The 12,183-nt window shown below is 45.4% G+C and carries 13 protein-coding genes; 7 read left to right on the top strand and 6 right to left on the bottom strand.

Features of this window, described 5'->3' with window-relative positions:
• The first annotated feature begins 8 nt into the window (after positions 1-8).
• The 3 genes from H171_RS18640 to dhaS are packed head-to-tail and all read left to right on the top strand — an operon-like array spanning position 9 to position 2,252.
• Positions 9-785: a TatD family hydrolase gene (locus H171_RS18640; RefSeq protein WP_100306463.1), complete on the top strand. Its 777-nt coding sequence runs from the start codon at positions 9-11 to the stop codon at positions 783-785.
• Positions 786-804: 19 nt separating this feature from the next.
• Positions 805-1,674 carry a 16S rRNA (adenine(1518)-N(6)/adenine(1519)-N(6))-dimethyltransferase RsmA gene (gene rsmA, locus H171_RS18635; protein WP_100306462.1) on the top strand — a complete coding sequence of 290 codons (870 nt, stop codon included), beginning with the start codon at positions 805-807 and terminating at the stop codon, positions 1,672-1,674.
• Between the two features lie 14 nt (positions 1,675-1,688).
• The gene (gene dhaS, locus H171_RS18630) at positions 1,689-2,252 is read left to right on the top strand and encodes a dihydroxyacetone kinase transcriptional activator DhaS (protein WP_100306461.1); all 564 of its coding nucleotides are present in this window, start codon (positions 1,689-1,691) and stop codon (positions 2,250-2,252) included.
• Here dhaS and H171_RS18625 read toward each other — a convergent pair.
• Complete coding sequence (locus tag H171_RS18625; RefSeq protein WP_100306460.1) at positions 2,249-2,482, bottom strand: hypothetical protein; 234 nt, start codon at positions 2,480-2,482, stop codon at positions 2,249-2,251. The genes dhaS and H171_RS18625 overlap by 4 nt on opposite strands.
• A gap of 209 nt (positions 2,483-2,691) precedes the next feature.
• Between H171_RS18625 and H171_RS18620 the strand changes: the two genes are divergently transcribed.
• Together H171_RS18620 and H171_RS18615 are read left to right on the top strand one after the other, a co-directional pair.
• The gene (locus H171_RS18620; protein WP_100306459.1) at positions 2,692-4,419 is read left to right on the top strand and encodes an oleate hydratase; all 1,728 of its coding nucleotides are present in this window, start codon (positions 2,692-2,694) and stop codon (positions 4,417-4,419) included.
• Between the two features lie 191 nt (positions 4,420-4,610).
• On the top strand, positions 4,611-6,281 hold the full coding sequence (locus H171_RS18615) for a peptide ABC transporter substrate-binding protein (protein ID WP_100306458.1): 1,671 nt from the start codon (positions 4,611-4,613) through the stop codon (positions 6,279-6,281).
• 144 nt (positions 6,282-6,425) lie between these two features.
• Here H171_RS18615 and H171_RS18610 read toward each other — a convergent pair whose 3' ends face one another.
• The 4 genes from H171_RS18610 to nagB all read right to left on the bottom strand — a co-directional run bounded on the left by H171_RS18610 (position 6,426) and on the right by nagB (position 8,872).
• Entirely contained in the window at positions 6,426-6,977 is a 552-nt protein-coding gene (locus H171_RS18610) for a TIGR01440 family protein (RefSeq protein WP_100306457.1), read from the bottom strand.
• A 35-nt stretch (positions 6,978-7,012) separates the two neighbouring features.
• Positions 7,013-7,432, bottom strand: coding sequence for an HIT family protein (locus tag H171_RS18605; RefSeq protein ID WP_100307583.1), 420 nt, complete (start codon positions 7,430-7,432; stop codon positions 7,013-7,015).
• A gap of 93 nt (positions 7,433-7,525) precedes the next feature.
• Positions 7,526-7,930 (bottom strand): bacteriohemerythrin, encoded by a 405-nt coding sequence (locus tag H171_RS18600; protein WP_100306456.1) that lies wholly within the window; start codon positions 7,928-7,930, stop codon positions 7,526-7,528.
• A gap of 207 nt (positions 7,931-8,137) precedes the next feature.
• Complete coding sequence (gene nagB, locus H171_RS18595; protein ID WP_100306455.1) at positions 8,138-8,872, bottom strand: glucosamine-6-phosphate deaminase; 735 nt, start codon at positions 8,870-8,872, stop codon at positions 8,138-8,140.
• A 117-nt stretch (positions 8,873-8,989) separates the two neighbouring features.
• Between nagB and H171_RS18590 the strand changes: the two genes are divergently transcribed.
• Complete coding sequence (locus H171_RS18590; RefSeq protein WP_100306454.1) at positions 8,990-10,762, top strand: hypothetical protein; 1,773 nt, start codon at positions 8,990-8,992, stop codon at positions 10,760-10,762.
• A gap of 28 nt (positions 10,763-10,790) precedes the next feature.
• On the opposite strand, the gene H171_RS18585 is transcribed toward H171_RS18590, so the two are convergent.
• Positions 10,791-11,486 (bottom strand): anaerobic ribonucleoside-triphosphate reductase activating protein, encoded by a 696-nt coding sequence (locus H171_RS18585; RefSeq protein ID WP_100306453.1) that lies wholly within the window; start codon positions 11,484-11,486, stop codon positions 10,791-10,793.
• Positions 11,487-11,635: 149 nt separating this feature from the next.
• Between H171_RS18585 and tadA the strand changes: the two genes are divergently transcribed.
• A complete protein-coding gene (tadA, locus tag H171_RS18580) occupies positions 11,636-12,133 on the top strand; it encodes a tRNA adenosine(34) deaminase TadA (protein WP_100306452.1) in 498 nt (165 codons plus the stop codon).
• Positions 12,134-12,183: the final 50 nt, after the last annotated feature.

Raw genomic sequence — 12,183 nt, 5'->3', positions numbered from 1 at the left:
AGATTTCTATGATTTTTGATACACACGCCCATTATGATGATGAGGCATTTGATGAAGACAGGGAGGAATTGCTGGCAAGCCTTTTTAACCATGGAATTGAGGCTGTCACCAATGTGGGTGCCAGCATGGATACTTCCAGACATACCTTGGAATTGGCAGAGAAATATCCATATATATATGGCGCCATCGGTGTTCACCCCAATGAAACCGGAGAACTGAACGAGGAGGACTTAGCCTGGCTGAAGAAACATTCCGCCCATAAAAAAGTCGTGGCAATCGGTGAGATCGGTCTTGATTATTACTGGGATGAGCCGGATCATGAAACCCAGAAGAAGTGGTTTGTCCGCCAGCTTAGCCTGGCCAGGGAAGTGAAGCTTCCTGTGGTCATCCACAGCCGGGACGCGGCAAAGGATACTCTGGATATCATGAAGGCAGAGGGGGCAAAGGACATTGGAGGAGTGATTCACTGCTTTTCTTATGGAAAGGAGATCGCCAGGGAATACTTAACTATGGGGTATTATCTTGGGATCGGAGGCGTCCTCACCTTTAAGAATGCTAAAAAACTTAAAGAAGTAGTGGAGTATATGCCGATAGAACAGCTGGTCCTTGAGACTGACTGCCCTTATCTGGCTCCCGCTCCCAACAGGGGAAAGCGTAATTCCTCCTTAAATCTTCCTTATGTGGTGCAGGAGATCAGTGCCATTAAGGGAATCCCGGAAGAAACAGTTATTGATATTACCAATCAGAATGCCAAAAGGCTATACAGGCTTAAGGAACAGCCATAAAAGAAAACGGAGGACAGGCATGGCAACACTGGGAAATCCCCAAAAAACAATCGAGATCATAAAGAAATACGAATTCGCATTCCAGAAGAAATTCGGTCAGAATTTTTTGATAGATACTCACGTATTAGATAAGATCATAGCCGCGGCAGGCGTAACAAAGGATGATTGCGTTCTGGAAATCGGGCCGGGGATCGGTACGATGACCCAGTACCTGGCTGAAAATGCCAGACATGTAGTGGCAGTGGAGATCGATTCAAACCTGATCCCCATTCTCAACGAGACCCTGGCAGACTATGAGAATGTGACCATTATCCATGCGGATATTCTTAAAGTTGACATCAATCAGATAACGGAACAATATAACGGCGGACGTCCCATCAAAGTAGTTGCAAATCTTCCGTATTACATCACAACCCCTATCATTATGGGTCTTTTTGAAAACATGGTTCCAATCGACAATATTACGGTCATGGTTCAGAAGGAGGTGGCAGACCGCATGCAGGTAGGGCCTGGTTCCAAGGATTACGGTGCTCTTTCCCTGGCCGTCCAATATTATGCGGAGCCCTATATTGTGGCAAACGTCCCGCCTAACTGCTTCATGCCCCGTCCTAACGTAGGGTCTGCGGTCATCCGCCTGACCCGCCACAAGGAACCGCCGGTAAAAGCAGTGGATCCAGGGCTTATGTTCAAGCTGATCCGTGCTTCATTTAACCAGAGAAGAAAGACGCTTCAAAACGGATTAAACAATTCGCCGGAAATACCCTTTGCAAAGGAACAGATCACGGAAGCGGTTGAAAGCCTGGGGCTTGGGCCATCCGTACGGGGAGAGGCATTGACTCTGGAGCAGTTTTCTTCCCTCAGCAACTATTTTACAGGAATGAAAGGATAAGACCAGGAGGGATTATGTCGGATTCGCTGATTACAAAACGCGCAATAGCGGAAGCCCTAAAACAGGTATGCAGGGAAAAACCTTTTGATAAGATATCCATATCCAATATCACATCTGTATGGGGATTAAACCGGCAGACCTTCTATTATCATTTTCAGGATAAATATGAGCTTTTAAGCTGGATCTATTACAATGAGAATTTTGCTAAAATAGCAGAAGACATTACCCTTGAGAACTGGGACCAGAAGATTTATGAACTGCTTCAGAATATGAAAGAAGAAAAAGCCTTTTATATCAATACCATTAAAGAACAGGAACATACCTTTGAGAGTTATCTGTTTGATATGGCAAAGGCCCTGTTTTCCGAAGCAATTATAAAACTGGATGAAAAGAAGAAACTCACCGATGAGGAGAGAGATTTTGACGCAGGATTTTATGCATATGGCATTTGCGGGATTATCGTTGACTGGGTGGAGAAGGGAATGAGAACAGAACCGCGTCTCGTGGCGGAACGCTTAAAAAGCCTGGCCAAGGCTTCGGAGCGGGCCGGATATCTCCGGAGCCAGGCAGGGCTTTAAGAAAGCTTATGCATGATGATATCCAGACATTCTTCCCTGGTACAGCTTTTAATGAGCGCAACCAGATCAGAATAAGAAAAAAGCTCTGCAGCTATAGGGCTGAATTTTTCCAACAGCTCTTCTAAGTTCCGGGCGGTCCGCTCCGGAGATTTCTGCCCATTTCTTAGCTGGTGGAGCAGCGCCGTTTTAAGGACGGACTCCCGGATATGTTTGTGTATAGTGGTCGACATAAAAAGTCCTCCTTTATCATTATATTAATTTTAAAATAAGGTAAAAAAATCTTCTATAGACAAAAACGTAAATTTGTCTGGTTTTACGACATCATTTCCCTGATGTCGTTTTTTTATACAACTGAAAAACCATGTATGGTGACGGATAAAATGAAGTATGATAATATAAGCATATCAGTTAACACAATTCATAGAATGGAGCGTTGCATATGAAAGGAAAAAGTAATTTTGGAAAAGTGCTTGCATGGGGAGCTGCGGCAACTGCGGCGGGAGTAGCCGCAAAAAAAGCCTATGATTATTCAAAAAAACAGATGGATTTAAAAAATGAAGAAAACATAAGGCATATGGAAAATGGGCAGGCCCCTGGAAAAGCGTATTTTGTAGGCGGCGGTCTTGGAAGCATGGCAGGAGCGGCTTACCTCATACGCGACTGCAACATGCCGGGAGACCAGATCACGATTTTTGAAGGAATGCATATTCTCGGAGGAAGTAACGATGGGATCGGAACCCCGGAAAAAGGCTTTGTATGCCGGGGCGGACGTATGCTTAATGAAGAGACGTATGAAAACTTCTGGGAACTGTTCCGTACCATCCCGTCTTTAAATAACCCTGCCAGAAGCGTAACGGAAGAGATCTTAAGCTTTGACCATGCACACCCAACCCATGCAAAGGCCAGGCTTGTGGACAAGAATGGAACCATTCTTGATGTGAAGAGCATGGGATTTACCCAGCAGGAACGTATGGCAATGTTAAAGCTTATGAATACATCGGAAGAAAAGCTTGATGATATGACCATTGAGGAATGGTTCGCTGACATGCCTCATTTCTTTACAACAAATTTCTGGTATATGTGGCAGACCACCTTTGCATTCCAGAAATGGAGCAGCCTTTTTGAGTTCCGCCGCTACATGCGCCGGATGATCCTGGAATTTTCAAGGATTGAAACTTTGGAAGGGGTAACAAGAACCCCATTAAACCAGTATGACAGTGTAATTCGTCCTTTGGAAAACTATTTAAGAAAGCAGGGAGTTGTCTTTGCGGAAAACTGTACAGTTACTGATATTGATTTCGCAGATGGAGACGGAATCACGGCTAAGGTGCTTCACTTAAAGGATAACGGTATAGAAAGGCAGATAGAGCTTCAGGATGGCGATATCTGTATCATGACCAATGCCTGTATGACCGACAGCGCAACCCTGGGAGATCTCCACACTCCGGCTCCGGAGCCTGTGTTAAGGCCAATTTCAGGGGAATTATGGACCAAGGTATCTGCAAAGAAGCCTGGGCTTGGAAATCCTTACCCATTCTTTGGCGATGTTCATGAGACCAATTGGGAAAGCTTTACCGTAACAAGCCGTGGAAATAAGCTTCTTAAATTGATTGAGGATTACTCCGGCAATGTACCTGGAAGCGGGGCACTTATGACCTTTAAGGATTCCAACTGGCTGATGAGCATTGTTGTAGCTGCCCAGCCACATTTTATCAATCAGCCTATGGACCAGACGATCTTCTGGGGATACGGTCTTTATACGGACCGTGAAGGAGACTTCATAAAGAAACCGATGAAAGATTGTACCGGAGAGGAAATGCTCATCGAGCTTCTTCATCATCTTCATATGGAAAATCGTAAGGATGAAATCCTGGCAGATGTGGTCAACGTCATTCCCTGCATGATGCCTTATGTAGATGCCCAGTTCCAGCCACGCAAAATGACTGACCGCCCGAAGGTAGTTCCGGCCGGCTCTACCAACTTCGCTATGATAAGTCAGTTTGTGGAGATTCCGGACGACATGGTATTTACAGAGGAATATTCGGTCAGGGCCGCCAGAATCGCAGTTTACACGCTGATGGGATCAAATAAAAAGGTTTGTCCGGTCACCCCTTATGTGAAGGATCCAAAGGTTTTAATGAAGGCAGTACAGACCTCATACCGTTAATAAAATATAAAAATGTCTTTATGGGCCAGACACTTTCGTTTTCGGAAATGTCTGGCCCTTTACCAAATTACCGTGTTAACACGCGGGTGTCATAAATTTCCTCGTTGCAAGAACCATCTTTCTGTGGTATGCTAAAACCTGCGCTGTCTTTGAAGGGCGGACGCAAAAATAGCAGATATGGAGGAACAGATATGAAGAAAATGGCGCTTGTATTAGCGGCAGTCCTTGCTTCAGGGATGATCCTGACAGCATGCGGGGGTTCCGGAAAATCCGGTACGGCCGGCAATGAAACACAAAAAACAGAAGCAGAAGGAAATACTGCAGGGGGTCTTGATCTGGCAGTTCAGATTGGTCCGGATCCGGAAACCATTGACCCTGCCTTAAATTCATCAGCTGATGCAGCCAATATGATCCTGCATGCGTTTGAGACACTTTTGACCTTTGATAAGGATAATAATATTATTCCCGGACAGGCAGAAACCTATGATGTGAGTGATGACGGACTCACTTATACCTTTCATTTAAGGGAGGGTTTGAAATGGAGCGATGGCTCTGAGCTTACATCAGAAGACTTTGTATATTCCTGGAAGCGTCTGGCAGATCCTGCAACAGCAGCCCCTTATGCAGCAGACATGCTTTCTATGGTAAAAGGTTATGATGAGGCAACAGCAGGAAATGTTGATGCCCTGGCTGTATCCGCACCTGATGCGAAAACCTTTGTAGTAGAGCTTGCGTCTCCCTGCGTTTATTTTGACAAAATTACGACCCATGCCAGCATGGCTCCTGTAAAAAAGGATGTAGTTGAGGCAAAGGGTGACCAGTGGTCCTTAACTCCTGATTCTTATATATCCAACGGACCGTTAAAGATGATCGAATGGGTACCAGGTTCCCATATCACCTTTGCAAAGAATGAAAATTACTGGGCCGGAGATACTGTGACCTTAAATACCTTAAAATTTGTCCTTATGGAAGATTCCAACGCAGCTTACAGTGCATATCAGACAGGAGAAGTTTCCATGATCAAGGATGTTCCTACTGACGAGATCCCAAGCCTTGAGGGCACGCCTGATTACCACCTGGATCCACGTATGGCGACTTCCTATACGATTTTCAACGTTAACAAAGCGCCTTTTGACAATGCGCTGGTACGCCGTGCATTGTCCCTTGCAACGGACCGGGAATATGTTGCCAGTACCGTAATGGCTGGAACCGTTTTACCGGCTACCAACTTCGTTGGCCCTGGTATTTCTGATGTGGAAGGTGGTTCTTCCTTTGAAGAAGTAACAAGAAAAAACAATGGCGGTGATTACTTTAATGTAGACAATTACGAAGAAGATCTTATAAAGGCTAAAGAACTTCTGGCAGAAGCAGGCTATCCGGACGGAAAAGGATTCCCGGTGATCGAATATATGACCAATGATGCCGGTTACAATAAGGCCATTGCAGAATATTTACAGAGCGCCTGGAGCGAACTGGGTATCAGAATGGATATTAAGATTGTTGAATGGTCTACCTTCGCACCAACCCGACGTGCTGGTGATTTCCAGATTGCCCGCGGAGGCTGGGTATATGATTATGATGATCCTTCCAATATGCTGAACTTATTCACGACTGAAAGCGGAAACAACGACGGAAAGTATTCCAATCCTGAGGTGGACAGCTTATTAAAGCAGGCCCGTGATACAGCTGATAAGACAGAGCATTATGAGAAGCTTCATGCAGCAGAAAAGCTGATCATGGAAGATGCAGCGGTTGCTCCGCTTGTATACTCCAGCGATTTCTATCTGCAGAAGCCGGAATTAAAGGGTACATGGCATTCTCCATATGGCTTCTGGTTCTTTACCCATGCTACCATGGAATAATGACTGGAGCTAAAGCAACTTATAAATTAGTATAATAAAAAAATGCAAAAAAACGCGTCTTGACTGGCTGTAAATACAGCTTCAAGACGCGCTTTTTACGTAATACAAGCTGCTGTCCCAGATACCTGGTTCTATGATCCCTGTTTAACCTAAGGATTCGTCATAGCAGGCGCGGGCTCCGCCAATGTATTTCGGCCTGGTACGGGCGGTGACCACGTGGGCGGCACCGATATACCTGGTCTTAATGCGGACTGGAACGGCTACGGCCTTTAAGTGCATGCCGATTAACGTGTCGCCGATATCAATTCCGGCATTGGCTTTAATAGATTCTACCGCCACAGGGCATTGCAGGGTATGGTAAGCCGCAGTGGCAAAAGAACTGCCGGCTTTTAACTGCGGGACCACATTGACCGGTTCGTAGCCATAGCGTATGGCGGCCTCCTTTTCCAGAATCAAAGCCCGGTTTAAATGTTCACAGCACTGGGCTGCAACATAAATCCCCTGCTCGTTAAAAACCTCATAAATAGCAGAAAACACAGTCTGTCCGATCTCCGCACTGGAATGGGAACCGATCCGGTGGTCGGATATCTCGCTGGAGGAGCATCCGATTACGACCAGGTCCTTCTCATTTAAGTGTGCCACTTCCAGCAGTTCTTTTGCAGCCATTGCGGCCTGCACTCTGATTTCATCCAACATAATCCAGCATCCTCCTCATGAGTCTTTTTTCTCTTTTATAATGCTGCACGGATGGCAGCCGCCATTTCCTCATATTCTTTATCCGACAGATATATCTTGTCCGGATTCATGGTAAAGGTACTGCCCCATTCGTCCATGCCGTTATATTTTGGAACAATATGCATATGAAGGTGGCATCCGGTGTCGCCATAAGCGCCGTAATTTACTTTATCCGGGTTAAATACTTTATGGACAGCCTTAGAAACTCTGGCTACATCAGCAAAAAAGGCATTTCTTTCCTCATCCTCAATATCAACCAGCTCACTTACGTGATCCTTATAAGCCAGAATCACTCTGCCCTTTTTACTTTGCTCTTTAAATAAATATAAAAATCCTGTCTCCATTTCGCAAATAGGATAGCCGAATTTTGCAACAAGATCTCCCTTCATGCAGTATGCGCAATTTGGATCTTTCATAATCATGTTCCTTCCTTTTGCCGGAGTTTGTTTTAGTTTTCCGGCTGTTCTGTCATAGTATTGGTTCCATGAGATACACTTCACTCTGGAAGATTAAGCCCTGCTTCTAATATGAGCGGCTACCTTGGCATCCTCTTTTTTTATATGGTTGATCAGCCAGCCCGCAATGGCACTGTTGACTTCCCCTACCAGAATGATGGTCGGGCCTTCCTTTTCCAGCTTGGCACAGATTCCAGCCACCACCTTTTTAAATTCCTCGTGATAACGTTTGTGGTTTACATAATCTGGATACTGATTCTGGATCTGGAGCTTTTCTTCATTGCCGAAATGCTTTGCAGTATAGTCCTGCAGAAACTTGGTGGTATTGGCCAGTTCCGCACGTCCTTTCCCTGTGGAGCAGGCAGTGAGCAGGTTATTGACTGCATCGATCAGCTGGCGATGTTCAGAATCAATTAACTGGTTTCCGGTTTCCAAATCCTTTGAAAATGTATATGCCATATTACTGTCTCCTTATCTTAAGTTTTAAACTCATTCTACACTATTTCCAGATAAATTCCAACCGTTATTTTCCTGCCTCATCAGGGGGAACCCTGGTTTTCCTATTCGTAATATTCACCCTTAAAATGGGCATAAAAAAGCCCGGCGCAGGAGCAGCCGGGCAGATACTATCATAAAATTTGGAAACGGAAGATTAAGCAGCCGGATTTAAATATTTCCCATCCTGGAAAGAGCCGCTTCATCTGCAACGATGGTGACATCCGGATGAAGCTGTAAAATAGAAGCCGGAACTTTAGATGTAACTGGTCCGCAGATTACATCATGAAGGATGTCCGCTTTCTCAGCTCCGCTGACGATCAGCAGGATCTTTCTGGCTCTCATTATAGTGCCTATTCCCATGGTATAGGCCTGGCGCGGAACTTCGTCAATTGATGCGAAGAAACGCTTGTTGGCTTCGATGGTGCTTTCCTGAAGGTCTACAATGTGCGTATCCTTTGGGAAGATGTCGGATGGCTCGTTGAAGCCAATGTGGCCATTGTGCCCAAGTCCTAAGAGCTGTAAATCAACACCGCCCAGGCCTTTGATAATTTCCTCGTAGCGGGCAGCTTCTTTGTTGGCGTCACTTTCCATCCCATCGGGGATGTTGGTATTTGCTTCGTCAATGTTTACGTGGCGAAACAGATTCTCACGCATAAAATAGTAATAGCTTTGATCATTATCCCTGGTGAGTCCCTTGTATTCATCAAGGTTTGCGGTTTTAACTTGGGAGAAATCCAAATCCCCTTTGTTATACCACTCGATCAGCTGCTTGTAGGTGCCTATAGGTGAGGAACCGGTAGCCAGTCCAAGAACACAGCTCGGTTTCATAATAATCTGGGCAGATATAATATTGGCCGCTTTACGGCTCATATCATTGTAGTCCTTTGCGCGATAAAGCTTCATTTCTCTATCCCTCCATACGTTTAAAAAAAATTTTATACATTCTTTTCATAAGGATATCATTTTTGTGTCATAGATGCAATGGCATTTTGCATAAAATAATTATAAAGGAGTGATGGCATGCCTAATTATCGAAGACTAATCTCATATATTTACGCCTATGAAGGCGCAGTCAAAGGAAAAAACATCGGATTTGCCAAAATAGAGACGAGAGGGGTCCAGTGCAAGATTACGGTCAGTGTCAAAAGAATATATGTGGGCGGCAATGATATCGGAGTATACTTATTAGCTGCTGACCAGGAAATATTCCTGGGAAATATTTTTATACGCGGTGGTTCCGGTGAATTCAGGACTGTGGTATCGGCAAGCGATATAGAACACTCCGGAATTAACATGGATCAGTGCTACGGACTGACCATCCATGATGTGAAAAATACATGGCGTTCCTATACGACCATTTGGGAAGATGCTGTTGCCCATGCGGCGGAAGTCGATCTGGAGAATGCGGCCAAAGTTGTTTTGGAAAAGGAACAGGCCGATATTTCAGAAGAACAGATAAAACGGGCGGTACGTGAGATCGAGGAAGAATTCCCGCTGGAGCCTGATGCCCCCAGAGAGATTTCCCGGGCAGAGAATTTACAGGATGAAACGATTAAGGCTTCCTCTAATGACCAAATGGTAGAAGAGGATGTTTTGGTTGCCGAAGAACAGGAACTGCCGGAAGAGGAGGATTTGCAGGCAGAACACCTTGATGAAGATGATCAAAGATCAGTTAGTGCAGATATGGATGTTGTCGTATCTGACGATGAGGAACCAGTAAATGCAGAATCAGAAGATGGTGAACGGGAATGGATCATGTCTGACGAGTCGGTTGCGGAAGAAGACGGCTTACAGTACACAGAGGAATCGGAAAAAGACCATTCGTACATAGAAAAATCGGAAGAAGGTCTTCCGTACATGGAGGAATCGGAAGAAGACCTCCAGTATACGGAGGAATCAGAAGAAGACCTCCAGTACACGGAGGAATCAGAAGAAGACCTCCAGTACACGGAGGAACCGGGTGTAGAGCCGGCTAAAATCGGAGAGCCGGATGGAGAGCCGGTAGTGGCCGGAGAACCGGTAGTGGCCGGAGAACCGGAATGGTTTGCATCAGTGGAATCACAGCAGCAGGGAGCCTGGACCAAAGCAGAGGAGCCGAAGCCGGAACCCCGGCAGAGTGCCATGCAGACTTCGGAGCAAATATCCGGAGATTGGCAAAATGACGGACAGGAAGACATACCAAGTGGGATGCAGGAGAAGGAAGATGAGCAAGAGGCCGCGAAAGCAGTGGATGTCCAGGAGAGGGAAGCTGTATTCAGTGAGCCTTATCCCTTCAGCGCCCAGGATGGAATTGGTGAAACCACTTGCTTCCGGGCAGATGCAGTGAAAAAAGAAAGCATGGGCAATCAGGAAGTACGGCCAAAGCTGGGAAATCCTGATGAATTAGAGCGCCTTCGCCAAAATGAGGTCCAGGAAGATAATACCCATCATATGATATGGGAAAAGTTGAAACGTGAACATACAAGGATTCTTGCATTTGATTATGAGGATGGCTGTGAAATACTGACCATTAAGCCCCAGGATATCGGTGTCCTTCCAAGGGATACCTGGGTTTATGGCAATAACAGCTTCCTTCTGCATGGATACTACAATTACCGTTACTTAATTCTGGCAAAACTATTGAACCCAAACGGGATGCCCCGTTACCTTCTAGGAATTCCAGGGCATTATTACAGCAATGAGCGATACATGGCTTCCATGTTCGGCTTTCCTAATTTCGTTCTGTCAAAAGAGCAGCCAATGGAAGACGGCAGGTTTGGGTTCTGGTATACCGATGTAAATTTAGGGGGCTAATTTAAGCCCCCTTATCGGCTTGCCCTGATTAGTCCTCAACACCTCGAAGCACGGCATTGGAAATCAGGGGCTTTAGGATGTTTAAGAATTGATTCAGCTCTTCCCTGGAAAAAGGCTGGAAGCCGGGACACAGGACCTGATCCGAGTCCACATAGTTCTGCAGATAATAATTAGGACAGCCCGTCAGCCATTCACCGATATCTATAAAATCAAGGAGGCTATGGATTCCTTTTACCGCAGTTGTGCGGAATTCAAAAGGAATGGTTCCATGAAGGAGAAATGCAGCACTTTCCTCAATGTCCTTCATCCTTAGCCCCCTGATTCCCGCTGCCTTGGGATAATTTTCCCTGCCAGCTTTAATATCCATTGCCACATAATCCAAAAGTCCGTCAAAAGCCAGCTTTTTTAAGACCTCAGGCCGATAGCCGTTGGTATCCAGTTTAATAAGATAGCCCAGATCCCGAATTTTCCGGATAAAGGATTCTAAATCCTCTGACAGGGTGGGTTCTCCCCCAGTAATGCAGACCCCCTCTAAAATCCCTTTTCTTTTCTTTAAAAAATCCAAAATCTCCTCTTCACTGAGCAGGGATTCTGCCTCATTGCCGATCAGCCCGCTGTTATGGCAGTAGGGGCAGCGGAAATTGCAGCCGCCAAGAAAGATTGTGGCTGCCACGTGGCCGGGAAAATCCAGTAGCGTTGTTTTTTGAAGACCGCATAGTTTCATACCTTCACCATTCCTTTGTTTCGTGATATACTTATCCAAGTATATCACATTTAAACACTTGGAGGGTACAGTAATATTGAAATGCCTTAAGGTGTCCCAATATGCCCCGAAAACATGGGCTGTAATATTAATAGCAAAGAGGAACAAATATGACAACAGATGAGAAATATATGCGTACAGCAATAAAACAGGCTGAAAAGGCAGGCGCCATTGGTGAAGTCCCCATCGGCTGCATTATTGTTTATGAAGATAAGATCATTGCACGTGGATATAACCGCCGCACCATTGATAAAAATGTCCTGTCCCATGCGGAGATCAATGCCATCCGCAAAGCGTGCAGAAAAATAGGGGATTGGAGGCTTGAGGGCTGCACCATGTATGTGACCCTGGAACCCTGTCCCATGTGTGCCGGAGCTATTGTTCAGGCCAGGATCCCCAGAGTTGTTATCGGCTGCATGAATGCAAAGGCCGGTTGTGCAGGATCGGTGCTTGATATGCTTCATGAGGAGGGCTTTAACCATCAGGTTTTAACAGAAACAGGAGTTTTGGGAGAAGAATGTTCTCAAATGATGAAAGATTTTTTTAGAGAGCTGCGGGAAAGGAACAAGAAAAAACAGGAAGACAAATCCTCTATAACAGAACAGTGATTTCATTCAAGTCTCTGAATTGAGTAATAAATCTCAGTTTGGAGGCTTTT

Origin of the sequence: [Clostridium] celerecrescens 18A (assembly GCF_002797975.1) — a bacterium.
Lineage (GTDB): Bacteria > Bacillota > Clostridia > Lachnospirales > Lachnospiraceae > Lacrimispora > Lacrimispora celerecrescens.
The sequence above is the reverse complement of the archived record's forward strand: the minus strand, read 5'-3'. Positions and strand labels throughout refer to the sequence as shown.

Coding starts and splice junctions, on each gene's coding strand:
- H171_RS18585 (WP_100306453.1), bottom strand. CDS start 11,486: ATGAAACTATGCGGTCTTCAAAAAACAACGCTACTGGATTTTCCCGGC.
- H171_RS18640 (WP_100306463.1), top strand. CDS start 9: ATGATTTTTGATACACACGCCCATTATGATGATGAGGCATTTGATGAA.
- dhaS (WP_100306461.1), top strand. CDS start 1,689: ATGTCGGATTCGCTGATTACAAAACGCGCAATAGCGGAAGCCCTAAAA.
- tadA (WP_100306452.1), top strand. CDS start 11,636: ATGACAACAGATGAGAAATATATGCGTACAGCAATAAAACAGGCTGAA.
- H171_RS18625 (WP_100306460.1), bottom strand. CDS start 2,482: ATGTCGACCACTATACACAAACATATCCGGGAGTCCGTCCTTAAAACG.
- rsmA (WP_100306462.1), top strand. CDS start 805: ATGGCAACACTGGGAAATCCCCAAAAAACAATCGAGATCATAAAGAAA.
- H171_RS18605 (WP_100307583.1), bottom strand. CDS start 7,432: ATGAAAGATCCAAATTGCGCATACTGCATGAAGGGAGATCTTGTTGCA.
- H171_RS18620 (WP_100306459.1), top strand. CDS start 2,692: ATGAAAGGAAAAAGTAATTTTGGAAAAGTGCTTGCATGGGGAGCTGCG.
- H171_RS18590 (WP_100306454.1), top strand. CDS start 8,990: ATGCCTAATTATCGAAGACTAATCTCATATATTTACGCCTATGAAGGC.
- H171_RS18615 (WP_100306458.1), top strand. CDS start 4,611: ATGAAGAAAATGGCGCTTGTATTAGCGGCAGTCCTTGCTTCAGGGATG.
- H171_RS18600 (WP_100306456.1), bottom strand. CDS start 7,930: ATGGCATATACATTTTCAAAGGATTTGGAAACCGGAAACCAGTTAATT.
- nagB (WP_100306455.1), bottom strand. CDS start 8,872: ATGAAGCTTTATCGCGCAAAGGACTACAATGATATGAGCCGTAAAGCG.
- H171_RS18610 (WP_100306457.1), bottom strand. CDS start 6,977: ATGTTGGATGAAATCAGAGTGCAGGCCGCAATGGCTGCAAAAGAACTG.